This window comes from Pseudomonas putida (assembly GCF_028682475.1).
Classification (GTDB): Bacteria; Pseudomonadota; Gammaproteobacteria; order Pseudomonadales; family Pseudomonadaceae; genus Aquipseudomonas; species Aquipseudomonas putida_AG.
This window is the reverse complement of sequence record NZ_JANHLE010000021.1, coordinates 62,018-86,014: the sequence shown is the minus strand read 5'-3', so window position 1 is coordinate 86,014 and position 23,997 is coordinate 62,018. Positions and strand designations below refer to the sequence as shown.

25 protein-coding genes and 1 pseudogene are annotated in these 23,997 nt (G+C 59.9%); 13 read left to right on the top strand and 13 right to left on the bottom strand.

All coding sequences use genetic code 11. The features are described from left to right. The first annotated feature begins 45 nt into the window (after positions 1-45). The 9 genes and pseudogenes from NPS47_RS17815 (at position 46) to NPS47_RS17775 (ending at position 6,818) form a co-directional block, all read left to right on the top strand. The gene (locus NPS47_RS17815) at positions 46-486 is read left to right on the top strand and encodes an Ohr family peroxiredoxin (protein ID WP_274296133.1); all 441 of its coding nucleotides are present in this window, start codon (positions 46-48) and stop codon (positions 484-486) included. 172 nt (positions 487-658) lie between these two features. Further along, positions 659-1,120, top strand: a complete 462-nt coding sequence (locus NPS47_RS17810) for a MarR family winged helix-turn-helix transcriptional regulator (protein ID WP_274296132.1) — start codon at positions 659-661, stop codon at positions 1,118-1,120. 36 nt (positions 1,121-1,156) lie between these two features. Then, positions 1,157-1,258 (top strand): annotated as a pseudogene (locus NPS47_RS17805) (ferric siderophore receptor protein); the annotation flags it as partial. 140 nt (positions 1,259-1,398) lie between these two features. Further along, positions 1,399-2,160 (top strand): hypothetical protein, encoded by a 762-nt coding sequence (locus NPS47_RS17800; RefSeq protein WP_274296131.1) that lies wholly within the window; start codon positions 1,399-1,401, stop codon positions 2,158-2,160. A 17-nt stretch (positions 2,161-2,177) separates the two neighbouring features. After that, positions 2,178-2,600, top strand: a complete 423-nt coding sequence (locus NPS47_RS17795; RefSeq protein WP_425313526.1) for a hypothetical protein — start codon at positions 2,178-2,180, stop codon at positions 2,598-2,600. 29 nt (positions 2,601-2,629) lie between these two features. Further along, positions 2,630-3,295: a response regulator transcription factor gene (locus tag NPS47_RS17790; protein ID WP_274296130.1), complete on the top strand. Its 666-nt coding sequence runs from the start codon at positions 2,630-2,632 to the stop codon at positions 3,293-3,295. Next, entirely contained in the window at positions 3,271-4,617 is a 1,347-nt protein-coding gene (locus tag NPS47_RS17785) for a sensor histidine kinase (RefSeq protein WP_274296129.1), read from the top strand. Before NPS47_RS17790 ends, NPS47_RS17785 begins: the two co-directional genes overlap by 25 nt. 152 nt (positions 4,618-4,769) lie before the next feature. Further along, positions 4,770-5,084, top strand: a complete 315-nt coding sequence (locus tag NPS47_RS17780; RefSeq protein WP_274296128.1) for a hypothetical protein — start codon at positions 4,770-4,772, stop codon at positions 5,082-5,084. Positions 5,085-5,120: 36 nt separating this feature from the next. Continuing rightward, a complete protein-coding gene (locus tag NPS47_RS17775; RefSeq protein WP_274296127.1) occupies positions 5,121-6,818 on the top strand; it encodes a phosphoethanolamine transferase in 1,698 nt (565 codons plus the stop codon). A gap of 14 nt (positions 6,819-6,832) precedes the next feature. Here NPS47_RS17775 and NPS47_RS17770 read toward each other — a convergent pair whose 3' ends face one another. From NPS47_RS17770 to NPS47_RS17710, 13 genes are all read right to left on the bottom strand, one after another. After that, positions 6,833-7,798: an SdiA-regulated domain-containing protein gene (locus tag NPS47_RS17770; RefSeq protein WP_425313525.1), complete on the bottom strand. Its 966-nt coding sequence runs from the start codon at positions 7,796-7,798 to the stop codon at positions 6,833-6,835. A gap of 54 nt (positions 7,799-7,852) precedes the next feature. Further along, positions 7,853-9,376: an ArnT family glycosyltransferase gene (locus tag NPS47_RS17765; RefSeq protein ID WP_274296126.1), complete on the bottom strand. Its 1,524-nt coding sequence runs from the start codon at positions 9,374-9,376 to the stop codon at positions 7,853-7,855. Positions 9,377-9,380: 4 nt separating this feature from the next. Then, positions 9,381-9,665 (bottom strand): lipid-A-disaccharide synthase N-terminal domain-containing protein, encoded by a 285-nt coding sequence (locus NPS47_RS17760; RefSeq protein ID WP_274296125.1) that lies wholly within the window; start codon positions 9,663-9,665, stop codon positions 9,381-9,383. Next, the gene (locus NPS47_RS17755) at positions 9,662-10,405 is read right to left on the bottom strand and encodes a glycosyltransferase family 2 protein (RefSeq protein WP_274296124.1); all 744 of its coding nucleotides are present in this window, start codon (positions 10,403-10,405) and stop codon (positions 9,662-9,664) included. The genes NPS47_RS17760 and NPS47_RS17755 overlap by 4 nt, the downstream gene beginning before the upstream one ends. Beyond that, positions 10,402-11,412 (bottom strand): NAD-dependent epimerase, encoded by a 1,011-nt coding sequence (locus NPS47_RS17750; protein ID WP_274296123.1) that lies wholly within the window; start codon positions 11,410-11,412, stop codon positions 10,402-10,404. Before NPS47_RS17750 ends, NPS47_RS17755 begins: the two co-directional genes overlap by 4 nt. Then, on the bottom strand, positions 11,409-12,737 hold the full coding sequence (locus tag NPS47_RS17745; RefSeq protein ID WP_274296122.1) for a UDP-glucose dehydrogenase family protein: 1,329 nt from the start codon (positions 12,735-12,737) through the stop codon (positions 11,409-11,411). The genes NPS47_RS17750 and NPS47_RS17745 overlap by 4 nt, the downstream gene beginning before the upstream one ends. A gap of 111 nt (positions 12,738-12,848) precedes the next feature. Further along, positions 12,849-14,582, bottom strand: coding sequence for an ArnT family glycosyltransferase (locus tag NPS47_RS17740; protein WP_274296121.1), 1,734 nt, complete (start codon positions 14,580-14,582; stop codon positions 12,849-12,851). 83 nt (positions 14,583-14,665) lie between these two features. Further along, positions 14,666-15,517, bottom strand: a complete 852-nt coding sequence (locus tag NPS47_RS17735; protein WP_274296120.1) for a phosphatase PAP2 family protein — start codon at positions 15,515-15,517, stop codon at positions 14,666-14,668. Between the two features lie 2 nt (positions 15,518-15,519). Beyond that, positions 15,520-16,209, bottom strand: a complete 690-nt coding sequence (locus NPS47_RS17730) for a histidine phosphatase family protein (protein ID WP_274296119.1) — start codon at positions 16,207-16,209, stop codon at positions 15,520-15,522. A gap of 196 nt (positions 16,210-16,405) precedes the next feature. After that, positions 16,406-17,158, bottom strand: a complete 753-nt coding sequence (locus NPS47_RS17725; protein ID WP_274296118.1) for a hypothetical protein — start codon at positions 17,156-17,158, stop codon at positions 16,406-16,408. A 224-nt stretch (positions 17,159-17,382) separates the two neighbouring features. Beyond that, entirely contained in the window at positions 17,383-18,021 is a 639-nt protein-coding gene (locus NPS47_RS17720) for a hypothetical protein (RefSeq protein WP_274296117.1), read from the bottom strand. A 118-nt stretch (positions 18,022-18,139) separates the two neighbouring features. Continuing rightward, on the bottom strand, positions 18,140-18,532 hold the full coding sequence (locus NPS47_RS17715; RefSeq protein WP_274296116.1) for a GFA family protein: 393 nt from the start codon (positions 18,530-18,532) through the stop codon (positions 18,140-18,142). 46 nt (positions 18,533-18,578) lie between these two features. Then, the gene (locus NPS47_RS17710) at positions 18,579-19,490 is read right to left on the bottom strand and encodes a LysR family transcriptional regulator (RefSeq protein WP_274296115.1); all 912 of its coding nucleotides are present in this window, start codon (positions 19,488-19,490) and stop codon (positions 18,579-18,581) included. Between the two features lie 268 nt (positions 19,491-19,758). Here NPS47_RS17710 and speB point away from each other — a divergent pair, with 268 nt between their 5' ends. The 4 genes from speB (at position 19,759) to NPS47_RS17690 (ending at position 23,994) form a co-directional block, all read left to right on the top strand. Next, a complete protein-coding gene (gene speB, locus NPS47_RS17705) occupies positions 19,759-20,730 on the top strand; it encodes an agmatinase (protein ID WP_274296114.1) in 972 nt (323 codons plus the stop codon). 14 nt (positions 20,731-20,744) lie between these two features. Continuing rightward, entirely contained in the window at positions 20,745-22,253 is a 1,509-nt protein-coding gene (locus tag NPS47_RS17700; RefSeq protein WP_274296113.1) for an aldehyde dehydrogenase family protein, read from the top strand. 95 nt (positions 22,254-22,348) lie between these two features. After that, a complete protein-coding gene (locus NPS47_RS17695; RefSeq protein WP_274296112.1) occupies positions 22,349-22,528 on the top strand; it encodes a hypothetical protein in 180 nt (59 codons plus the stop codon). Further along, the gene (locus NPS47_RS17690) at positions 22,525-23,994 is read left to right on the top strand and encodes a purine-cytosine permease family protein (protein ID WP_274296111.1); all 1,470 of its coding nucleotides are present in this window, start codon (positions 22,525-22,527) and stop codon (positions 23,992-23,994) included. The genes NPS47_RS17695 and NPS47_RS17690 overlap by 4 nt, the downstream gene beginning before the upstream one ends. The last annotated feature ends 3 nt before the right edge of the window (positions 23,995-23,997 follow it).

Below are 23,997 nucleotides of genomic sequence, written 5' to 3'. Positions count from 1 at the left end.
AATCGCTAGCGATACAACCTAAGCAAATCCAGAGGAACACCCCCCATGAGCAAGATCGAAAAAGTCCTGTTGACCGGCAAAACCCACACCACCCTGAGCGTCGCCGGTACCACCGCACGCGGCCTGGACATCCAGCTGTCGTCACCGGGCGCCAGCAAGCCTGCCCACGAATTCAAGGCCATTGCACCGCATCCGACCGCCGAACAACTGTTCTCCGGCGCATGGTCGGCCTGCTACATCGCAGCGGTGGAACTGGTCGCCAAGGAAATGAAGGTGGCACTGCCTGCAGGGCTGGCGATCGAGATCGAAGTCGACCTTGGCCAGACCGGCAAGGACTACTTGCTCCAGGCCCGACTGACCGCGCGCTTGCCAGGCCTGGACCCAGAAGTGGCCAACGCCCTGGTGCATGCCGCCGACCAGGTTTGCCCCTACTCCAAGGCCACCCGCGGCAACATCGAGGTCACCTTGAAAGCAATCACCGAGTAACCCGGCAGGTGGGCAAGCGGCCGTAGTCTTGACATCGAACCGGCGGGAAAGGACCATCAGCTAACTCGCATGCGATTAAATCGCATGGGATGTCAGCTAAGAGAGGCCAGGTGAACGTTTTATACGCTCGCCTGGCCGTTCCTCGTTCTGCTCTAGTCAACAAGGGATAGCCATGAAACCCACTGACACCACGATGCCTGCCGACCTGAAACTCTCGGAGTTTCTGTGTTTTGCCGTCTATTCGAGCAATCTTGCCTTCGGCAAAGCCTACAAGCCGAAACTTGAGCGACTGGGTCTGACCTACACCCAATACATCACCCTGGTTGCGCTCTGGGAACAGGACGACCAGACCGTCGGCAGCCTGGGCGAAAAGCTGTTTCTCGAATCCAATACCCTGACGCCGATCCTCAAGAAGCTTGAAGGTATGGGGTACGTACAACGCCAGCGCGACCCGGAGGACGAGCGTCAGGTGCGGATCCGGCTGACGAGTGATGGCCGGCAGTTGCGCGACGAGGGCTCGGACGTGGACCTGTTCGAAGCCACCGGCCTGAGCGTAGAAGAGTTCACCCAGGTTCAGCGTGCGGTGGTCAAGCTGCGCGACAACCTGATCCGCTCATTCAAGGACCGGGAATGACGTGCAGTTGTTCGCTTGCAGCGCAGTTCAGCATTACACGTTTTCGACCGGGAGTACTGGTCAGGCGTCGCTTCCTATGGCGCCATTTCACCTGGCTATCCGCGCGCCCTGCAGCTCTCGGCAACAGTCGACTTCTGAACCGCGCCATACCGGTATGACAGGTCTTGTTAGCCGGTAACGCCAACGGAACGTTATCGGCGCTCAGGTACACCTAAGTTTTCATCTGTAGTTTGCCTCTTCTCATCTTGTCGACATCAAAGGCCGAAGAGAGGCGCGCAATGAAATCATCCACCGTCTGGTTGAACAAGGTCCCGGAAGTGACGCTGTCCTTCTGGATCATCAAGATAATGTCCACGACAGTGGGCGAAACCTTCGCCGATTTTCTCGCCGTAGACGTCGGCTGGGGGCTGGGTATCACCAGCGTGGTGATGGCCGTGTTGCTGGCCGTCGCGCTATTCATACAAATGCGCAAGCGTAGCTGTGAGCCTTGGGTGTACTGGCTGTGCGTGGTGCTGGTGAGCATTCTGGGCACCCAGATCACCGATATTCTCACCGATGAACTGGATGTCAGCCTCTACGCCAGCACCGCGGTCTTCTCGGTACTGCTGATTGCGAACTTCCTGGCGTGGTACGCCGTGGAGCGTAACCTTTCGATCCGCCTGATCGTCACCCCTCGGCGTGAGCTGTTCTACTGGACCACCGTGCTGTGTTCCTTCGCACTCGGGACCGCTGGCGGTGACCTCGCCACGGAGGCGCTGGGGCTTGGGTTTGCTGTCGGCGTGCTGATTTTCGCTGGGCTGATCGCCGCGTGTCTGATGGCTTGGCGCCTGGGAGCCAACAGCGTATTGATCTTCTGGATCGCTTATATCCTCACCCGCCCGCTAGGCGCTTCGCTGGGCGATCTCCTGACCCAGTCACGCCTTTATGGTGGCCTTGGTATGGGCGCGACCTGGACCAGTGCGCTGTTTCTTTGCGTGATTCTCATGCTGGTGGCCGTTGCCCAGGTGGGCTCGGACCAATCCAAACGTCTTGCTCCTTGAAAACGAGGTATACACTCATGATCAAAAGCCGCCCGATGCTGTTATCTATTGCCCTGGTCTGCCTGGCGGGCACTGTCAGCGTCATTGAAGGATGCTCCAAGGCTGATGAGCCGACACAGGCTGCAGCTGGCATTGGCAACGCCACTAAACTGGGTGATCTGACCCCGTTTCGTAGCATTGCGCAGGATGTTGCGGGCAAGGTCGATGCGCAGGACCTGGCCGGAGCAAAAGCCCGCATCAAGGACCTGGAGCAGAGTTGGGACGATGCCGAGGCCGGGATAAAACCGCGCGCAGCTGCGGATTGGCATCGCCTGGACAAGGCCATCGACCACTCGCTCGACGCACTGCGGGCCAGTCAGCCGCAACAGACGACGTGCAAGAGCGCCATGGACGACCTGCTCAAGACCTTCGATGCACTGCAGGGCCGTGGACAAGGCTGACCTGAGGCGAGACCCGTTCTGGAGGTGAAATGCGAGTCCTGTTGGTCGAGGATGACGAAATGATCGCAGACGCGGTCCGGGCAGCACTGGAAGCCTCAGGCTACGCTGTCGACTGGGTCGCTAACGGCCTGACGGCCGAGGCCGCCTTGCGCGCACACGCCTATGATCAGGTGCTGCTCGACCTCGGACTGCCGGGGCAGGATGGCCTTCAGGTCTTGCAGCACCTTCGCGCTGCCGAAAACCCTGTCCCGTTGCTTATCATCACCGCCCGACAGGGTCTTGATGACCGGCTGCGGGGGCTGGATGGCGGGGCCGATGACTTTATTCAGAAGCCCTTCGAAATGGCAGAGCTGTTGGCCAGAATGCGCGCCGTGATGCGGCGCAAAGGGGGGCGGGCGGCGCCTGAGCTTGGCAACGGCATTGTAGCCCTGGACCCTGTCACCAAATGCGCTCGGGTGTTGGACCAGCCGGAAGTGCAGCTGTCGAATCGGGAGTTTGCATTGTTGCAGGCACTGTTGATTCGCCCGGGGGCCATTCTTTCCCGTAGTGAGCTTGAAGACAAACTCTACAGTTGGGGCAAGGAGGTCGAAAGCAATGCCGTGGAGTTCCTGATCCACGGGCTTCGGCGAAAGTTGGGCAGCGACGTGATCCGCAACGTCAGAGGGCTGGGATGGCTGGTCTCAAAGGGCGTCTGAGGCATTCGTTGCAGCTGCGCTTGTCGCTGGCATTGTCCATGGCGATTTTGCTGGTTGCGACGTTGACCGGGGTTTTTGCCTACCTCTCGGCCTTTGACGAGGCGCTGGAGCTTCAGGACAACAGTTTGCGCCAGGTCGCCGCGCTGATTGCGCGCCAACGCGTAACGTTCCAGTACCCATCGACCCAGCACACCTTGGCCGAAGATGATGAGGAGACGCGAATCATCGTCCAGTTTCTGGCTGATGGTGCCAAGGTCAGCCACGCTGACGACAGCCATCTGCCATTGCCTATCCCTGTATCGGTGGCCAACGGTTTGTCTACCGTACAGGTAGGTGATGAGCCGTTTCGCGTCTTGGTGAGCACGGATGCCTCAGGCAAGCGCTTTGCAGTCGCCCAGGAGATAGACATCCGCAACCGCGATGCACGCGAAAGTGCCTGGCGCGGGTTGCTGCCCTTTGCCATTCTTTTTCCCGTCCTGCTGCTGGTGGTTGCAGACTTGGTGCGCAAGTTGTTTCGCCCTGTCGCTCAATTGGCATCGATGCTCGACCGTCGCCAAGATGACGATCTGCGTCCGATCGACGATCAGGCGTTGGCCAGCGAAATCCGCCCCTTCGTCCATGCAATCAACCGCCTGCTTGAACGTGTTGCCAGGGCGCTGGAGAGCCAGAAGCGCTTTGTTGCCGATGCGGCGCATGAACTGCGTACGCCGCTTACCGCGCTTTCATTGCAGGCTGAGGCACTTGAGGCTGCGCAGATGCCCAGCGCCGCGCACAAGCAGGTGGAACTGTTGCGCCGAGGTATCCGCAGGAGCCGCAACCTTATCGAGCAGCTGTTGACGTTGGCGAGTGCCCAGGCGGGTGAGCAATCAACGGCCTGGGTCTCGGTTCATGAAGTATGCCGTCAGGTCCTCGAAGACCTCATGCCGTTGGCTGAACACAAGCAGCTCGATATCGGTGTCGAGGGTGGCGATGCCTACCTGGCATTACGCGAAGTTGAGCTACGGGCAATCATCAAGAACCTGGTCGAGAACGCCATCCGCTATGCCCCGCCCCTGGGGAGCATTGATGTGCAGGTACACTGCATCGAAAAGCACGTGCAGATTTGTGTCTGTGACGATGGGCCGGGTATTGCTCCAGAGGAGTGGGAGCGCGTTTTTGACCCGTTTTATCGTGGCTCGGGCAGTCTTGAGGAAGGCTCGGGTCTAGGCCTTTCGATCGTACAAACCCTGGTCAAGCGCACAGGTGGGGTGATCGATGTGGGCTATGGCGACCCCGTCAACCGCACGGGCTGGCGGGTATGCTTGCGCTGGCCCCAATGCTGAGTTAACGCATGCAGCGTTGCGCGCTGAAGTTATGCCATCGATTAGAAAGACATATTTCCAATATGTTTTTAACATATTTTTCATGTTGGCATTTCTAGAGTGCTAATAATCTGCGTTCCATACAAAGAGGACGCTGCACAAGGCCTGAATCGATGTTTGGCTATCGGTTGATGTTTCTGGCGCTGTTTATGCTGTCGGCGGTTACCTGGATTTATCTGACACTGATTGGATTCAGCCAACAAAAACGCCTGAAGTTAGGTCGCCTTGTAATCAGGCCAGGCGTTGTTGCGTTTTTCGGATTTCTCCTGGTGCTGGCCTGCGCGGTGCTGGACTTTTTTCGAGTTGTCGAGGAAAGCCTGTTATTGCTTGCACTTGTAAGCATTGGCTTGATTGTGCCTTGGGGGGGAGTGCTGGCAACAAAATGCCATGCCCACGCTTGCCCTCGAAAGTACCAAATAAATAAATAGAACAACAATGGCATGTGATGTAGGAGTGGTGCGCTAATGAACAAGGAAGCTGTAACTTCCCAAGGGAAGAAGCTAATTCAGGGAGGGATAAATCCAGTTATCGTCATACTGTTGGTCGCCCTGTGGATGACCGTGGCAGTCAACTCGGCCTTCTGGTCGACCGTCTGGCGGGCGGTGGATGGTTTCGAAAACGGTAATCCTTTATTTCTGATCAGCTTGCCGTTGTTCGTGATGGCATGGCATTTCATCATTCTCTGGGTGTTGTGCTGGGGGCGATTGCTGCGTCCGGTGCTGGCTATCCTGATTGTCGTGTCGGCAGCGGCCAGCTACTTCATTTCGCACTTTGGCATTGTTATCGATGCGCCAATGCTGATGAATCTGTTCCAGACCGACCCGGCCGAGGCGAGCGACCTTGTGAGCCTGAAGTTTGTGCTCTGGCTGCTGGGATTTGGCCTGCTACCGGTGCTGGTGATCTACCGCCTGCCTTTGGCCCGCCCGACCTGGCGGCGGCAGGCAGTCTGGCGTCTTGGCAGCTTTGCGATAGTGATTGCATTGGTTGCGGGCGTGGTGGCAACGCAGTACCAGTCTTATGCGTCATTGCTACGTAACAACCGAGAAGTGCGCTTGATACTGGTTCCTTCGAATGTGCTGGGTGCCCTTCACAGTTATGCCAAACGTGCGTTGCACAGGCCTGAAGCGTTCGTGCAAGTGGGAACAGACGCGTGGCAACGTGTCGAGGTGACTGAAGGCGGTCGCCACAAGCTGCTGGTCCTGGTCGTAGGCGAGACCGCCCGGGCCATGAATTTCTCCCTCAATGGTTATGAGCGCCAGACCAACCCGGCGTTGGCCAGCCAGGGCGTGCTGAGTTTTCGCGATGTCAGTTCATGCGGCACCGCAACCGCCATTTCCGTGCCCTGCATGTTCCAGGACCTGGGCCGCAAGCGCTGGAAAGACCAATATGCCAGCCACCGCGAAGGCCTGCTCGACGTTCTGCAGCGCGCGGGTGTCTCCGTGCTGTGGAGAGACAACAATTCAGGCTGCAAAGGCGCCTGCGACCGTGTGCCCAGCGAAGATCTTTCCCATGCCAAGATCGCCCAGGTGTGCAATGCCGGTGAGTGTTTCGACGAAGTCCTGTTGTCGGGTTTGCAGCAGTACCTTGATGAACGCAGCGATAACACGGTGGTCGTGCTGCACATGAAAGGTAGCCATGGCCCGGCCTATTACAAGCGCTACCCGGCCGCATTCGAGCACTTTACCCCGGTTTGCCGTGACAACCAGCTCGACCAGTGTGAGGACCAGGCCATTCTCAATGCCTACGACAATACCCTGGTCTATTCGGACCACGTGCTGGCCCAGGTGATCGAATTGCTCAAGAGCAATGACACACGCTTCGACACGGCCATGCTTTATGTCTCTGACCACGGAGAATCTTTGGGCGAGAAGGGCATGTACCTGCACGGTCTTCCGTATGCCATGGCGCCGCAGGAACAGACCCATGTACCGATGGTGCTGTGGATGTCTCCTCAACTGGCGGTGCGGCGCGGTATTTCGTTGCCCTGTATGGCGCAACGCACCGGTGAGACGTTGTCCCACGACAACCTGTTCCACTCGGTACTCGGGCTGATGAATGTCCAGACCACGGCGTACCGTGGGCAACTGGACATGTTCCAGCCTTGCGAAGCTGGCCACCTGGCCGGCGAGCCAGCGAGTGCCGGCCAGGTGGCGGAGCAGTAGTACAACCGGGCAGCCTAGCGGGGCTGCCGGGTGAACTTGTAGAACAGGTTCGGCTCGCTGACGACGTAGAGGTTACCGTCGCGATCCATGGTCATACCCTCGGGTTGCGGGGCGCTGTGTTGCAAGTCTGACAGCGCCCCGACCAGCGAACGAACACTGACGAACTTCCCGCTGGCGTCCAGCTCGGTGATCGAGCGGGACTGATCGCTGAGAATCAGCAGATGCCCCGTACGCGGGTCGTAGTAGCCGTCAGACAGATCCCGTGCATATACACTGTTGTCGATCCAGTCCTGGCGATCGATGACTTTGATTTGCAACTTCCCCTGATCGATGGAACGCATTACCCCTGTCACCTCGAACAGTTGTCTGGGGTCACGCTCTTTGATGGCAAACAGTCGATCATTCGCCGCGTCGTAAGTGACGCCTTCAAAGCCCTTGTTGCTGTGAGTCGGATTGATCAACAGGGCAATGAACTGCGCTTCCTCCACTGCAATGGTGCGTGGTTGTTCAGGCAGTGTGATGATGTCGAGCTGTTGTAGCGATTCGTCAGCCACCGCGATTCGACCATTGCCCAAATAGGCCAAACCCTCAGTGTCATCGAACCCTTCAAGCGGATACTGCGCCAGGATGTCGCCGTCCTTGCTCAGCACGAGTATCTGCTTGGGCCCCTTGTTGGTGACCGCCAGCAGACGGTCCTGATCATAATCGTAAGTAACGCCGGACAGGTTTTCCAGGCCTGGCGCAACCGGTTTTGCGTCGATGGTCACATGGTAATCCGGTAGCCAGATATTGCGGCCAGGTGCCCGATCGCCCTTGAACCACGTCCAGCTCAACTGGTAGAGCTGCTGATGGAGGTGGAAATGGTTGGAGAACAGGTAGGCAAGGCCAAGTAGCAGCACGGCAAGGGTTGCCGCCAGTGCTCGTCGGAGCGATGACCGGGCGCGCGGCTGCTTACCAGCTGCACAGTTGGCCGACTTCACGCTTTGCGAAATCATTTTTTTTATTACTCTCTGTAGAGGGCCGAAGAGGCAGGGTCAACGAACAGCGAGATTCCAGTCGAAGCGGAAAACGCTCTCGGGTGGTGCAGGACGGCAGCGACCATTGTCGGCGTCGGCACCTACCACGAACCAATCGGCACGGGATGTCGCACCCAGCGCATGGGCTTTTTCCGGGTCGAAGCAATTGGCCAGTTTCACCCCAGGGACAAGCGCATAGGCACCTGGGTGCAACTGCAGCCAACCGGCGGCCTGCTCGACCGTTGAATGTTGCATGAAGCCGAAATGCACGATGGGTTGGCGGGCATACAGCCAATGACCTTCGCGCCAGTTGACCAGTACCAGATCAGCGCCGCGGGTCACTGCTGCGGCCTGGGCCATCAAGCGCTGGTGCGGGTTGAGTCCGTCCTTTACAGGTTCGATGAACCCACGGGCGAACCACAGGCAGAACCACAGTACTGCGACGCCGGTGAACACCCGACGCGCCAGCGGTCGGTGTGCGAACCAGCGTTTGAGCAGCCACGGCAGCAGCGGCGCGGCAACCAGAACCAATCCAGGCAGGGCAGGGTAGATGTACAGCTTGCGCTTGCCGGTCGACAGGCTGAAGAACAGCACGACCAGCAGGACCCAGCCAAGCAGCACCAAGGTCCGGCCATCCTGTTTTTGCAGTTGTCGACGCCAGGCCGGAATCAGCCAGGGCAGGGCAAGAACGATGGGCAGCCAGTATTTGGGAATGACCTTGACGAAGAAGTACCAGAACGGTTCGCGGTGATCCCAGGCATTGGCGTAGCGGTTCGCGGTCTGATGCAGCAGAATCTCGCGCAGGTAGGCCAACCCCTCCGGGTTGCCATCGCGCACCACCGAAATCACCATCGGCGCCAGCCACACGCAGCACGCGGCCAGTACCACCAACAAGCCCAGCGCCCATCGGCCGGCCTGCCCGGGCATTGCCACCACCCCAGGCCAGCCTTTGCGAACGGCATAGGCGTAGGGGATCAGCATCAGGGCGGGAACGAAGCCCACGCCTTTGCTGATGATGCCAAACCCCATGGCCGCACAGCCTATATAGAACCAGCGCCAGGACGGGCCTAACAGCAAGTGCCTGACCAGACCGTAGAACCCTAGCGCCACCCACAGGCACAGGAAACTGTCGATCTGACCCGTGCGCAGGATACTGTAGGTCTGGTACGTGGCCAGAAACAGCAAGGCCGCGTTGCGCCCGGTGCGCCGGTTCCACAGGCGTCGGCCCAGGTCGTAGAGCACGGCGGTGGCCGTCGCGGCTGATAGCAGGCCAGGCAGGTACAGCGCGATGTTGGGGCTACCGGTGAGCCAGGTGAAGAAAGCGATCGCCCACATGAACAGCGGTGGCTTGTCGGCATAGATTTCTGCAGCCCGGTGCGGAACGAACCAGCTACCGTTCTGCAGCATTTCCAGGGCTACGCCCAGGAACCGTTCCTCATCGACGTTCTGTGGCAGGCGCAGACCGAGCCCTGCACCCACCAGCACGACAGCCAGTACTACCAGAAACAAGCCTTCACGGCGGGGAGACAAAAATAGTCGCACGGTCTCATTCTTCCTTGAGGTTCTTGGCCTGTTGGTTGATCAACTGAAGATTGCGCAGGTACACCAGCAGCCCGAAGGCTTGCCCGGCAATGAACACCGGGTCTTCGCGGTAGATCGCATAAATCAGCAGCAGGGCACTGCCAAGCATGCTCAGGTACCAGAATCCCACGGGGATCACGCTTTGCTTTTTGTACTCGCTGTACAGCCATTGCAGGACGAAGCGGCCGGTGAACACCACCTGCCCGGCAAAGCCGAGCACCAGCCATAAGGTCTCGCTATTGAATTTCATGGTTGAACCTCCTGGGCCGTCACATTCAGGCGTGTTCTGCGGATCAGCCACCAGACGCCGAACAGATCGACAATCCCCACCAGGGCACGATCAAGGTTTCCGTACTTGGACACACCCGCCTGACGATGCCGGTGATTGACCGGGTGAACCAGCATGCGTCCGTTATGGCGCTGGATCAGCGCCGGAATGTAGCGATGCATGTGATCGAAATAAGGCAGTGCCAGGAAAGCCTTGCGGTCGATCAGCTTGAGCCCGCACCCGGTGTCAGGCGTGGCGTCCTTGAGCAAGCGCCGGCGCAGGCCGTTGGCAAAGCGCGAGGCCCAGCGTTTGCTGGCGGTGTCCTTGCGGTTGACCCGATGCCCGGCAATCAACTGAACGGCGTCATCACCTTCCTGCCGAGTGCGGGCCAGCGCCAACATGCCAGGAATGTCTGCAGGGTCGTTCTGGCCGTCGCCGTCCAGGGTTGCCAGCCAGGTGCCGCGGGCTGCCTGAGCCGCGTGATAGATCGAGGTGCTCTGGCCCAGCGAGCGCTTGTGCTCGAGGAGCCGCAACTCAGGCATTTCGCCGCGCATAAGCTCGCCGAGCAACTTCAACGAGCCGTCGGTGCTGCCGTCGTCGACCACGATGATTTCATAGGCCTCGCCCTGCAAGGCGCTGCGGATTTCTTTGAGCAGCCCAGGCAAGTTCGCGGCTTCGTTCTTGGCCGGGATGAGTACGGAGAGAGAAATGCGCTCGGTCATCGCTGTTCCTGTTGGGTAAGAGAAGGGCAGGACTCGCCCTGGAAATAGTCGCGATACCACTGCACAAATGCCTGTACGCCGGCTTCGACCGACACCTGGGGTTGGTAACCGACCCATTGCGTCAGTGCCGAAACATCGGCCCAGGTCTTGAGCACATCGCCGGGCTGTAGTGGCAGCAGTCGGCGTTGCGCGCGGATGCCCAAAGCCTTCTCCAGCGCGTCGACGAACGCCAGCAGCGGGACGGGGTGGCCGCGGCCAATATTGAACAGTTGGTAGGGCGCCGTGTTGTCCGTGGCCACGGGCGGGCGGTCACGAAGGCGGCAGATGCTTTCGACGATGTCGTCGATGTAGGTAAAGTCCCGGGCCATCTCACCGTGGTTGTAGATATCGATTGGCTGGCCGGCGAGCATCGCCTCGGTGAACTTGAACAAGGCCATGTCGGGACGGCCCCAGGGGCCATAGACGGTGAAGAAGCGTAGCCCGCTGGTCGGCAGCTGATACAAGTGCGAGTAGCTGTGGGCCATCAGTTCGTTGGCCCGCTTGGTGGCGGCGTAGAGCGATATGGGGTGATCGACCGCATCGCTGACCTGAAACGGCATCTGCTCGTTCGTACCGTACACGGAGCTGCTGGACGCATAGATCAAATGGCTGGTGCGCTGGTGGCGGCAGGCTTCGAGCAGGTTGATGAACCCCACCAGGTTGGATTGGCCGTAGGCGTGCGGGTTCTCCAGCGAGTAGCGCACCCCCGCTTGCGCCGCAAGGTGTATGACCTGCTCGAAGGGGTGACTATTGAACACCTCGGCAAGGCCTGCAGCGTCGGTGATGTCCAGGCGCTTGAAGGTGAAGCCGGGCATTTTTTGCAAAATGGCCAGGCGGTCCTGCTTGAGCGCCACGCTGTAATAATCGTTGAGGTTGTCGATGCCGACCACCTCGATGCCTTGTTCGCACAGGCGCCGTGCCACGTGGAAACCAATGAAACCGGCAGCGCCGGTGACCAGTACGGTCATGATCTTGGCTCCTGTCCACGGCCAATTCCGTAGTAGACAATACCTGCCTCGAGCAGCGTCTGCGGGACGAACAGGTTGCGGCCGTCGAACACCACCTGATCCTGCAGTTGAGCACGTAGCTGGTCCAGATCCAGGACCCGGTAATCCTGCCATTCCGTGACCACCACCAACGCATCGGCACCTTCCAGCGCCTGCTCCTTGCTTGAGACCAGGCGTAGATCGTCTCGCGGACCGTAGTGTTGCAACATGGCGGGCATGGCTTGCGGATCGTGCGCCTGGACACAGGCACCTGCTGCCCAGAGTGCCTCCAGCAGTACATGGCTGGTGGCTTCGCGGATGTCATCGGTATTGGGTTTGAACGCCAATCCCCATACCGCGAAGACCTTGCCGGACAACGATCCGGCGTAATGGCGATGAATTTTCTCGAACAGCCGGTGTTTCTGTCGATAATTGACCTGCTCCACGGCGGTCAGCAAAGTCGCCTGCATACCGGCTTGTTCGGTGACCTTGAGCAAGGCACGCAAGTCTTTCGGGAAACACGAACCGCCGAAACCACAGCCGGCGTAGATAAAGTCATAGCCAATGCGTGGATCGGAACCGATCCCCAAACGAACCTGCTCAATATCGGCCCCGACCTGTTCCGCCAGATTGGCCATTTCATTGATGAATGAAATCTTGGTGGCCAACAGGCAGTTCGCTGCGTACTTGGTCAGCTCGGCACTGCGCGCATCCATTTCGACGATCTTTTCACGATTGCGGCTGAAGGGCAGATAGAGCTCGCGCAATTGTTCGAGTGCGTGCGCGCTGGCACCGCCAATGACGATCCGGTCTGGTCGCAGGCAATCGTCGACCGCAGAGCCTTCTTTGAGGAACTCCGGATTGCTGATGACCTCAAAGCCCAGGTCGCGTTTGGGGCTGGCAGCGATTTCACTGAGCAGGCGGTCGACAGTACCCACCGGTGATGTCGATTTGTTGACAATGATTCGTGGCCCGTCGGCATGTTCCAGCAGGGTCTGCAAAACGGCGAACACCTGGCTCAAATCAGCCGAGCCGTCGGCGTTCGGCGGGGTGCCCACGGCAATAAAAACAATGTCGGAGAAGCGGCTGGCCTCTACTGCATCAGTCGTAAAGTGCAGACGGTTGCTGTCGAGCCCTTTGCGCAAAAGTTCGGGAAGCCCTGGTTCAAAGATCGGACATTCGCCTGCGCGCAGGGCGGCGATCCGCTCTTGATTGACGTCGACGCAACACACCGAGTGCCCGACCCGTGCCAGGCACGCAGCCTGTGTCAGACCGACGTATCCAGTGCCAAAAACTGTGACCTTCATTTATTACCGTTCCCCAAGCAATCCATAAAACGAAGAAAACACGTGATTTACCTTGTGCCGCACTATCGTCTGCTGTGGTAACAGACTGATGAACCGGTGTGAGTGCCTACGCTAATAGTGGCTCTGCGCGTCAGGGCGCCGAGCGGCCCAGGACGGGTTGTCCAATAACGTCTGGGCGCGCCACGCCACGATGTGCCGTGAACCGCTGGGTTCAAATGCTTCAGCATGTAGCAATGTTTGCGCCGCCAGCCCTTTCTGCTCCATGACCAGCACGCCCTGGGGGTTTGCCTTGGCCCAGGCGAGTTCATGTTTGAAAGGGACGAGTTGGGCTGGCTGTCCGAGGAGACTGGTGAAGGGGTACTGGTCGCGGAAATCTTCGGAAAAGCCTATGGGGGTGCCCTGTTTTGCCTGCTCTGCCAGAAATGCGTTCATCCCGGGCATGGCATGGTCAGTCACGGCCTCGCGCAGGATGCCAACGTGCGCCAAGGCAACAAACAGCACTGTCAGCACGCTCAGACGCGCCGCGCCGTTTGGCCCGTTCAACCAAACAGGGGCCGCCAGGGCAAGGAGCATCAGCCCGACGCCTGGCAGCGGTGACAGCTGCCTCACCCACGTTGGCCAGCCGAAGTGGCTGGCCAACAGCGGGGCACAGGCGGCAAGGGCGCCGGCGATCAAGAACGGCAGCACGGGCAGCACCTTGCCCAGCCGCGAAGGCTGGGATGCCTGCTGCAGACAGCTAGCGCCCAGTAGCGCCAAGGCAGGGAACAGGGGCACAAGGTAATGAATCTGTTTACCGCTGATCAGCGAAAATGCCAGCAGGCCGGGGGCGAACCAGGCCACGCAAAAGCGTTCTGCCAAGCCGGTGTTACGCCAGATCGTGGGTATTTGCCGCCACAGAGGCAGCCAAAGTGTCCACGGCAGAAACATGACCGGCAGCAGGGGCAGGTACCACCACCATGGGCGTGCGTGAGCGAAGGCCCTGGCCATGCGCCCTGTGGTTTGCCCCCACAGAATCATCTGCCGGTACTCCTCGCCGCCTTGCTCGATTGCCGGTATCGCCCAGATCAGGGCGATGGCGATACCGAGCAGCGTCGCCAGGAGCAAATGCCAGTACCAGCGCCATCCGATGGCAATGGGCGCGCGGCGGGCCCACCACTTTGCCAGCAGGGCGCAAGGCATAAGATAGAGAAATACCGCAGGGCCTTTGGCCAGGAGGCCAAGCCCGACACCCACGGCGAACAACCCCCAGGCCGAAGGTGTTCCTCTGGCTGCTCGCACCAATCCGATCAGGGCAATCAATACCGTTGCCATCATCAACAGGTCGAACATCAGTACGGTGCTGAAGAATGTGAATGTCAGGCAACCCAGCAGCAGCCAGGTGGCCGTCTTCACGAGCGTGGGGCGATCAGGCCACAGGTTGTTCGCCAGCACTTGCAGCAGGCACAGGTCGGCAAAGGCGATCAGCACCCCGACCAGGCGCGGCACCCAGTCATAGGCGCCGATGACCAGCCAGGCAATGTTGATCAGCCAGAACAGCAATGGCGGTTTATGGCTGTAGGGCTCGCCATTGATATGCGGCACCAGCCAGTTACCGGTGATGTGCATTTCCCAGGCAACAGCGGCATACCGGGTCTCGTCGATCGGCAATAGCGGCCTGGCCCATAGCGACGCGGCAAACAGTACCAGCAGTAAACTAGCCAGCCACCACTTTTGTTCAATGCTGCGAATTATTCTTATTCTTTCAGCAAGCAAAACCATAAACAATTCCCGACCTGAACCGCGACTTGTAGTTGGCAGTAACGACGTTTGAAACAGAAATAGCTGAGCGTTTTTGTATTCCTTCAACCAGGTACTTCACGTAGGCTGGCGTCAGGTTGTACGCTTTTTATTATCTGCAAGTTATTGAATTGGTTTTTAATCTGGCCGTTTTAACTGTCGGGGTCCGGAACAGGTGAGACTGTGTTTAAAACCTGCACCGATGACCTGCTGTCCAAGTGTTGCGGTGCGGCTTGTAACGCCAGACGACCATAAAACGCCAGGGCAGTTACCCACGTCGTCAGCCAGACAAAAATACCCGCCCAGAAGGTATGCGACATATAGTGCCAACCCTGTAGCACCCGGGTTGTTCCGTAAACGAAACCGATCAACAGGATAGCCGCCAGGAGTTTGCGCGAATGCGGCCAGCGGTGGCGCAGGGCGACAAAATACAGTGCCAGCAGGGTGAAACCACTGGAGGCGTGCCCGCCTGGCCAGCAGCGGCCGTCAGCTGCCTTCTCCAGCAAGTTGAAGTTGCTAAACCACTCCAGGTGCGGATGCGGGCCGCCATATAGCGTGGTCTCCACCGGGCAATACACACCGGTGTGGCTTTTCAGGAAGTGAATCACCCCGGTGGACAAGGCGAAGGCGACGATAATAAACAGGAAGTCACGGCGATAGCGCGTGGTAAAACGCAATACCGGTGCAATTCGGGTCGCGACCAGCAGACGGGTCATCGGCGCCTGGGGATTACCGGAAAGACGCGGCCATACGAACGACAACAGTGCACCGATGATCGACAACTCGCCTGTCCAGTCAGGCAATATCCTCGGCCACTTGTGCGTGACTTTTTCAAACCATTGATCATGCAATAAAGGGAATTGCCCCGTCGCCGGGTCAAGCAGCATATTGCTGATCAATCGGTCCGCTGTGGTGAGGTCAAAGCATATAAAGACCACCAGCGCCAACAGCAGCGGCAAGCCCAGATTGGCCAAGTAATAGCGGGCGCGAGAAGCGGGGGGCATGTTCAATTCCCTGGGTGAGTGACAAGGTTGCGCAATTTATCGGCATTCATTTGCCCGAGAATCCGGGCCTTGCCGTTGGTGTCCATGGCGACGAACAGTGCGCTGGTATAGGCGCTTGAGCGTTCGCTGTCGGGAACCTGAAAGCTTTGTTCAAGCTCGTCGATGCAGCTGCTGTGGGTGACCAGCACCAGGTTGTGTCCCGGCTGTTTGTGGCTGAAGGCTTTGTTGGCATAACTGCTATCGCATTGGTTGAGCCAGTCTTGTGTGGCAATGGCCGGGCCGAACATGAAGCCCGCTGTTTGTTGGGCCCGCACCTCAGGGCTGCTTAGCACTCGAGCATTTTTCAAGCCCAACGACTGAAATCCTTTCCCCGCTTCTGTCGCCACTTGGCTACCGGCAACGGTAATACCCGTGGGATCGTTCAAACATGGGTTGTGTGAATGATCGCAGCGCTCTGCGTGGCGAATCAGGACCATGACATTGCCTTTGGCCCATTCAGCATAGATCCCGCTGCTGACAATCTGTTGATCACTTTCCAGCTGCGGGATTCGCGCCCGTGTGGAGTTCCATGTGCAGAAAAGCACTAACGCAATCAGGGCACAGAGGGCGATGACCAGAAGCTTGCCTGGCAACCGTACATGCGACTTTAAGCGTTGAGACAACCTGGGGTGTCTGATGAGCTCCTGCAACATATGTTCACTCCGAACACAGGATGAGTGCTCGCGGCACAGAGTCACGGCACTGTAGGGAGCGGTGTGTCGGGGAGGAGTGAAATAAATGTAAAAAAAACCTTAGTAACCGCGCCCCGCCAACTTTGGTCTTCCAGGCCCAACACTGAAAAAAGAGCAGAAGCTGTAATGGCCTGCTCTTTTTTCTGCTGCGTGTTGGTCAGGAGAGCTGTGCAACGGCGCGCTCGTTGCGCGCTTTGAGGGTCGAAGCCAGGACAATCATCGCCAGCAGCACCCCACCCAGTACCAGCGACGAGCCAATGGTGCCGAAATCCAGGCCGCCTTTTTCATGGGGCTTGGTCAGGAAATCACCAAGGGTTGCACCGAATGGCCGGGTCAGGACGAATGCTGCCCAGAACAACAGCACTGGGGAGAGTTTGGTGAAGTAGCGGGCCAGCACTACTACGCCAATGGTTGAGCCGATAAACAAGGCGCCCCCGGCAAATCCAAGACCGGAATCGTCTGCCAGATAATCCCCCAGCGCAGTCCCCAGGGTGTTGGAAAACAGGATGGCCATCCAGTAGAAAATTTCGCCACGCAAGGTCTGGATCTTGTTCACGTTCAGCGAGTCGCCGCTCAGGCGCCACAGGGCAAAGATGGCCAGCAGGACAGCGATCAGAATCATCGAACCGGTGGCATAACCCAGCCCGAGGGTGCGATCCATGAAGTCGGACATGGTTGTGCCCGCGGTGCTGGTCGACAGTATGACTATCCAGTAAAGCGCCGGGTGATAGGCCTTGGATAACAATTGTGTTGCCAGGGTCAGCAGAAACACGCTGATCAGGATTAATGAGCTGATTGCATAGCCCACGTTAAGTGTCATGGACAGCAGGTCGCCTGCTGTTTCGCCCAAGGTAGTTGCGCAGATTTTCATGACCCAGAAGGCCAGGGTAATCTGTGGAAGTTTGTTCATTCGATCGCGCGCTCCAGAATTGTTTGATGTGGCCGCCCTTCGTTAAGGCGAACAAGTTTCATAAGCAATACGGCGCGCAGAGTGGATTTCGTTCGGTAAAAAATAGGTTAAGCAATTATAAAAAAAACATTGCAACAACCATTCAGTGATTATCGGGGTTTTAGGGAGACTCCGGAAACGTCAGCACGGATCGCTTGAGCGGTACTGAAATAGTCCACCGCGTATCACGCCAGGCAGACAGGCCGTAACCGGGTGGCGGGATGACGATGATGACGTGTGTCGAGGGTGCTCAGCAGGTTGCCCAGCGGTGTCGGTGACTCGCCGCTGAGCTGGCACAACAGAGCGCTGATTTCCTCGCCATTGACCGTGCCCTGGGCATGCAGAAACTGTGCGACAGCACTGACAACCGACCAGTACCGATGCACCAGGCAGCTGGCCCGGGCGATGGCCAGGGGCTCAGCGTCGAGTACCCTGCGCGCCGGAAGCAAGCGGATCAGTTCCATGGCGCGCTGGTGGTCACCGGCGCCGCTACGCTGCAGGCACCTGTCGAGTGGACAGTGTCTGTAGATGGCTTCGGCCACCGGTCCCGAAAAGCAATCCACCAGGTCGCGCTCAAGGGTGTCGATCATCGAGGGCAGGTGTTCAGCGATGCTCGGTGGTTCGAAGGCGGGGAATGGTACCAGGTACTCAGCCTCCACCAGGCCCTTGACCGCTTGCAGGTTGCCGCGCAGATCAAGCATCGGGCCGATCAGTGCTTCGGCACGGGTGCGTACTGTCACTCGCTTGATGCGCTGGCCATTCCACCAGAAGGCCAGGACGTGGCCTGCTTCATGGAAGGCAGTGCAGCGCGGGCGAGCGTTCATGATTCAGGCCTTGTTTGAGCAGGTCGCTGATCACACCATCTTCCTCCCGCCCGGGGTTAGTACAAGAGATTTTTACTATCGGCTGGCAAGAGTACGGCTATGAGCGGGCGGGGAAGGGTTACGACTCAAAGCGCCCGCTGGGATCGCGATCGCGCGGGTAGCGTCTGCTGAGCGCAAACGCCGGCAACCAGGATTCGCGGCGGACAATCCAGCTTTCATAGGTGGGTATCAGTTGATCCGGAGTATCGAGGGCACCCAGGTGTACCTCGATCTCGTCGGCGCTGCGGGCGAACACCGACGAGCCGCAGCGGGGACAGAAATGACGGCCGGCGTACTGGTGCGTCTCGCCCTCGATGGTCACTGCATCCTGAGGGAATATTGCCGAGGCGTTGAACAGCGCGCCGTGGTGCTTGCGGCAGTCCAGGCAATGACAAAGGCCGACCCGGTAGGGGCGCCCCGAGGCCACGATTCGTACGTTGCCGCAGAGGCAACCGCCGGTGAAAGAGTCCATGTTGCGCCTCCTTTGAAAACTGCTGTTGCAACAGTAGCAGACCCGCTCAAGGCAGTGGCTGGTGCATGCAGGCGGCGAGGTCTTCGAGGAAGGCGTGCAGGATCGGTGGCGGCGACACGCCGCGACGGGTGATGACGTCGAACGGCGAGGTCAGGTCCAGCGCGCTGGCACCCAGGCGGCGCATCTCGCCGGTCTTGACCCACTGCTCGGCGAAGTGCACCGGCAGGAAGCCGACATAGGCGCCGGAAATGATCAGAATCGCCGCCGCCTCGATGTTCTCGACCGTGGCAGCGGCCTTGGTCACGCCCAGTTGCTCCAGGTCGTACTCATTCATGTAACCACGCACGACGATACGGCAGGCGCGAACGTCCTCCAGCAGGCGACCGTTCGACGCCTTGCTGGCGTACAGCGGGTGGCGGCGGCCACAGTAGAGCCCCAGGGCTTCGTTGTAGAGCGGCAGGTAGGACAACCCCGATACCCGCAGGGGAAAGTGACCGATGGCCAGGTGCAGACGCCCGTCCAGCACCCGTTCCTCCAGTTCCGCAGGGGCACCGATGTAGATATGCAGATGAGCATCGTGGCCGCGCGAGACAAAGCGCTGGGTGGTACGCGGCAGCGGCGAGTCGGGGTCGGTGAGGGTGGAGTCGATGATGCCGAGGTTGAGCTTGCCGCTGATGTGCTGTTTGAGCACGTCGGCGTCCAGGCAGAAGCTCTCCACCGCGCTGAGCAACTTCAGGGTCGCCTCATGAATGGCCACGCCTTGCTCGGTGAGGCGAAAACCACTGCGCCCGCGTTGACAGAGCTTGACCCCCAGGCGGGTTTCCAGGTGCGTCATCTGCTCGCTGATTGTCGACTGGCCGGCGTTCAACGCGGCCTGCGCGGCGGAAAAGCCGCCGCACCGGACAATGGTGGTAAAAACCCTGAGCAGTTTCAGGTCGACGTCGTGGAGCTGGATCACCAAGGCCTCCCGGTCGGGCGTCACATCGCGGCGGCTGATATGAACGCACGGGCACTGTTGTTTTTTTCCAAGCTAACCATGGGCGTGTGCCGACCGCAATGGCTGTTTTGCGGGGGGCTGACATCCGTACGGATACTTCGGCTCCGGCGATGTATGCATCTGCACTTGCGCATTTTTCCCTCACCGGCCTGCCGCCATAGTGGCTGCAACGGTGGTCGAGCAGTCGCCCCGTCTCCTGACCAGAACAATAACGTGGAGAAACTCGAACATGGCAAAGCACGGTTATGAATCCGGCCGTCTGAACCTGCCCTTCGTGGGCCATTGCACCTTCGCCAAGTCGCCGATTTGCACCGACTGGGCGGCTATCGATGCCGACGTGGCGATCCTTGGCGCGCCCAACGACATGGGTACCCAATGGCGCTCCGGCGCACGTTTCGGACCACGCGGCATCCGCGAGGCATCGACGCTGTTCTCCTTCGGTCATGCCGGCGCCTACGACTTTGAAGATGACGCCACCTATCTGACCGATGACCAACTGCGCATGGTCGATGTCGGTGATGCCGATATCGTGCATACCGACATGGAATCGAGCAACGCCAACATCGAGTCGGCCGTGCGCCAGATCCTCGCAGCAGGCGCCATGCCCGTGGTGCTGGGCGGTGACCACTCGATCCACGCACCGGTGATCAAGGCGTTCGAAGGGCGCGGGCCGATCCACATCGTGCATTTCGATGCGCACCTGGACTTTGTCGATGAACGCCACGGCGTGCGCTACGGGCACGGCAGCCCGCTGCGCCGCGCCTCGGAGCTGGACCATATCGTCGGCATGACCCAGATGGGCATCCGCAACGTGTCTTCCTCGAACCGCGACGACTACGATGCCGCCCGCGACGCCGGCTCGCAGATCCTCTCGGTGCGCGATGTGCGCCGCCTGGGTTGCGAAGGTGTGCTGGCGAAGATCCCCGAGGGCCGCGACTACTACATCACCATCGACATCGACGGTTTCGACCCGTCCATTGCCCCGGGCACCGGGACACCGAGCCATGGCGGCTTCTTCTACTACGAAGTGCTGGAAATCATCCAGGCCCTGGCCCGGCGCAGTCAGGGCCGGATCGTCGGCATGGACCTGGTGGAAGTGGCGCCGGCCTACGACCCGGCAGGCGTTACCTCGATCCTCGCCGCGCAGCTGCTGATGAACAGCATCGGCTTTATCTTCCACGCGCGCGCCAACGCGCGCTGATCCGGAGACTTCCCGTGGACAACAAGGTAAAAACCTACCTGCAAGCCTTCGGCGTTTCCGAGGCTACCCAGCGTTTTCTCTGCAAACCTCAGCGTATGTTCATCGGTGGGGCGTGGCTTGAGGCCAGTGACGGTGCCAGCGCCGAGGTCATCGAGCCGTCTACCGAGGGTGTGCTGACGCGTATACCGATGGGCACCGCTGAAGACCTGGACCGCGCGGTGCGTGCTGCTCGTGCGCAGTTCGACGGCGGCCCCTGGAGCCAGCTCAAGCCGCTGGAGCGCGAGCGCCTGATTCATCGTCTGGCCGACCTGATCGACGCCAATGGCGACGAACTGGCGCAGATCGAGTCCATCGACATGGGCAAATCGGTCGCCCAGGCGCGTGCCGTGGATATCCAGGGCACGGTCGATACGCTGCGCTACTTCGCCGGCTGGGCCAGCAAGATTCACGGCCGCACCGTCGAACCCTCGCTGCCCGGCAATTATCTGGCCTACACCCGCAAGGAAGCGGTGGGCGTGGTCGGCGCCATCGTGCCGTGGAATTTCCCGTTGCAGACCATGGCCTGGAAGCTTGGCGCGGCCCTGGCCACCGGCTGCACCGTGGTGGTCAAACCGGCCGAACTGACTTCGCTATCAGCCCTGCGTTTCGCCGAGCTGGTCCAGGAGGCGGGCATTCCCGACGGCGTGCTGAACATCGTCACCGGGCGCGGCAGCGTGGTCGGCGAGGCGATGTCCAGCCATCCGGGCATCGACAAACTGAGCTTCACCGGCTCCACCCCGGTGGGCTGCTCGGTGGGCAAGGCGGCGATGGACCAGATGAAGCGCCTGACCCTTGAACTCGGCGGCAAGTCGCCGGTGATCGTGTTCGCCGATGCCGATATCGAGGCGGCGGCCGAGGCGGTCGCCAACGGTGTGTTCTTCAACTCGGGGCAGGTTTGCGATGCCGGTACCCGCGCCTACGTCGAACGCAGCATCTACCCCGCATTCCTCGAAGCATTGGCCAGGTACACGGCGACCCTGAAGATCGCTCCAGGCCTGGACCCGGACTGCTTCATCAGCCCCATGGTGTCGCGTCAGCAACAGCAGCGGGTGCTGGATTACATCGCGTTGGGCAAGGCCGAAGGGGCGCAGCTGTACTACGGCGGCGAACCGCTCGAAGGCCCGGGCTTCTTCGTACAGCCGACGATCTTCGCCGATTGCAACAACGACATGCGCGTTGTCCGCGAGGAGATTTTCGGCCCGGTGCTGGTGACCGCAGCGTTCGACACTCAGGAGCAGGCGCTGGCCCTGGCCAACGATTCGGTGTTCGGCCTGGCGGCGGCGATCTACTCCAATGACCTGGGCAGGGTTCACGGCCTTATTCCGCAACTGCGTGCCGGCACGGTCTACGTCAACGCCCATAGCACCCTGGACCCTTCCATGCCGTTCGGTGGCTACAAGCAGTCGGGCTATGGCAAGGACATGGGCGCCGAACAACTGGAGTTCTTGCTGGAGACCAAGGCGGTCTGGATCACCTTGCCCTGAGGCACAGGGCAAACCTGCGTCGCTGACGGTTGGCGGGCGGCGCGGGTTTCACATGCATCGTATTTCAAGAACAAGAACCTATCGAGGTGATGCCCATGAACAGCCAAGTGGATGTAGAGCGTGCGCAAGACCTGGACCGGCGCATACGCGCCTATGAAGAACTGGAGCGCAGGGCGGACTGGCCCGGCGCATTGAGCGCTGGTGATTTTCTCGCGCTGGCCCTGCTGACCCTGGTGATGGTTGCCGGTGCCTACTTTCTGGGAGGCCACCCATGAGCCAGTCCAGAGAGCAGGAATTTCGCCTGAGCGCCGAACGCGGCGATACCCCGTTGCTGCCCAGCGAGCGGGTGTGGGGCTTCTGGGGCTTTGCCTATGCCAACTCGGCGTTGGCGGTGGCCACCTGGGTGTTTCTGATCGGTGGCGCCACGGCGTTGTTCGTCGGGCCCTTGCAAGGCATCAGTGCGATCGTTATCGGTAACATCATCGGGGTGATTCTCGCCGCCTCGTCCACCTGCCTGCCGTGTGGCAAATACGGTGTCGAGCAGTTCACCTACCTGCGCAGCATGTTCGGTATCAACGGCAGCCGCCTGGTCTATGTACTGTCGGTGGTGGTGCTGACCATGGGCTGGCTGGCGGTGCTGGGGCTGATGTGCGGGCGGGCGCTGGACAACCTCGACACCCTGGTGCAGCACAGCCAGCCCGACGGCGACGGCTGGCTGGTACCGGCGGGTGGCTTGCTGGCCATTGTCCTGGCGGCGCTGGTGGCGATGCGCGGGCCGGACATGATCCGCCGCTTGAGCGCAGTGATCGCGCCCAGCCTGATCCTGATCATGCTGGCGCTGATGTACTTCATCTCCCAGCGCTTCAGCTTCGCCGAGCTGCTGGCCATGCCGCCGTTGCAGCCGCCGTTTGCCGATCAGCGCATCAACTTCATGATCGCCGTGGAAATCAACATCGCCGCCGGCTTCTCCTGGTGGCCGTACATCGGCAACCTGTCGCGCTTGTGCAGCAACCAGCGCACGGCGTTCTGGCCCAACCTGGTGGGCATCTTCGGCGCCGCCGCGCTGGGCGAAACCGTCAGCCTGTTCGCCGCGTCCACCCTGGGCAGCAGCGACCCTACCGCCTGGATGCGCCTGGCCGGTGGTGTGGGCTTCGGCGTGGTGGCCTTGAGTTTCCTCGCGCTGGCCAACCTGACCGGCATGGTCAACATCCTCTACACCGCCGTCATCGGCCTGCGCCAACTGGCCGGCGAGCGCTTGCGCAGTGTGCGCTGGGGAGTACTGATCGGGCTGTTTTGCGTGCTTCCGGTGCTCATCGTGCTGTGCTTTCCGGGCATCTACGACGGCTTCTTCATCTTCCTGGTATGGACCTCGGCCTTGAACAGTGCGCTGGCCGGTATCGGCATCGCCGATTACTTCTTCCTGCGTCACCAGCGCGTCAACCTGCGCCATGTGTATGCAGCGGAAGGCGCGTCGCCGGTGCGCTTCTGCAAGGGTTTCAACCCCATCGCACTGCTGGCGCTGGTGGCCGGGTTCGCGATCTATGTGGTGGTGTTCAACCCGCAGACACTGGCCAATACCAGCTTCTTCACCTTCGCTACCGCATCGCTGCCGTCCTGCCTGCTGGCCGGGCTGGTGCACTACGGGCTGACCCGATTACTGGCCACGCGGCTGGGCTGGGGCGGCTACTCCAAGGGCAAAGAACGCAACATTGAGGCCGCAGGCTTCGGCGCAAAGGATTAAAAC

Coding starts and splice junctions, on each gene's coding strand:
- NPS47_RS17815 (WP_274296133.1), top strand. CDS start 46: ATGAGCAAGATCGAAAAAGTCCTGTTGACCGGCAAAACCCACACCACC.
- NPS47_RS17810 (WP_274296132.1), top strand. CDS start 659: ATGAAACCCACTGACACCACGATGCCTGCCGACCTGAAACTCTCGGAG.
- NPS47_RS17800 (WP_274296131.1), top strand. CDS start 1,399: ATGAAATCATCCACCGTCTGGTTGAACAAGGTCCCGGAAGTGACGCTG.
- NPS47_RS17795 (WP_425313526.1), top strand. CDS start 2,178: ATGATCAAAAGCCGCCCGATGCTGTTATCTATTGCCCTGGTCTGCCTG.
- NPS47_RS17790 (WP_274296130.1), top strand. CDS start 2,630: ATGCGAGTCCTGTTGGTCGAGGATGACGAAATGATCGCAGACGCGGTC.
- NPS47_RS17785 (WP_274296129.1), top strand. CDS start 3,271: ATGGCTGGTCTCAAAGGGCGTCTGAGGCATTCGTTGCAGCTGCGCTTG.
- NPS47_RS17780 (WP_274296128.1), top strand. CDS start 4,770: ATGTTTGGCTATCGGTTGATGTTTCTGGCGCTGTTTATGCTGTCGGCG.
- NPS47_RS17775 (WP_274296127.1), top strand. CDS start 5,121: ATGAACAAGGAAGCTGTAACTTCCCAAGGGAAGAAGCTAATTCAGGGA.
- NPS47_RS17760 (WP_274296125.1), bottom strand. CDS start 9,665: ATGAAATTCAATAGCGAGACCTTATGGCTGGTGCTCGGCTTTGCCGGG.
- NPS47_RS17755 (WP_274296124.1), bottom strand. CDS start 10,405: ATGACCGAGCGCATTTCTCTCTCCGTACTCATCCCGGCCAAGAACGAA.
- NPS47_RS17750 (WP_274296123.1), bottom strand. CDS start 11,412: ATGACCGTACTGGTCACCGGCGCTGCCGGTTTCATTGGTTTCCACGTG.
- NPS47_RS17745 (WP_274296122.1), bottom strand. CDS start 12,737: ATGAAGGTCACAGTTTTTGGCACTGGATACGTCGGTCTGACACAGGCT.
- NPS47_RS17735 (WP_274296120.1), bottom strand. CDS start 15,517: ATGCCCCCCGCTTCTCGCGCCCGCTATTACTTGGCCAATCTGGGCTTG.
- NPS47_RS17730 (WP_274296119.1), bottom strand. CDS start 16,209: ATGTTGCAGGAGCTCATCAGACACCCCAGGTTGTCTCAACGCTTAAAG.
- NPS47_RS17725 (WP_274296118.1), bottom strand. CDS start 17,158: ATGAACAAACTTCCACAGATTACCCTGGCCTTCTGGGTCATGAAAATC.
- NPS47_RS17720 (WP_274296117.1), bottom strand. CDS start 18,021: ATGAACGCTCGCCCGCGCTGCACTGCCTTCCATGAAGCAGGCCACGTC.
- NPS47_RS17715 (WP_274296116.1), bottom strand. CDS start 18,532: ATGGACTCTTTCACCGGCGGTTGCCTCTGCGGCAACGTACGAATCGTG.
- speB (WP_274296114.1), top strand. CDS start 19,759: ATGGCAAAGCACGGTTATGAATCCGGCCGTCTGAACCTGCCCTTCGTG.
- NPS47_RS17695 (WP_274296112.1), top strand. CDS start 22,349: ATGAACAGCCAAGTGGATGTAGAGCGTGCGCAAGACCTGGACCGGCGC.
- NPS47_RS17690 (WP_274296111.1), top strand. CDS start 22,525: ATGAGCCAGTCCAGAGAGCAGGAATTTCGCCTGAGCGCCGAACGCGGC.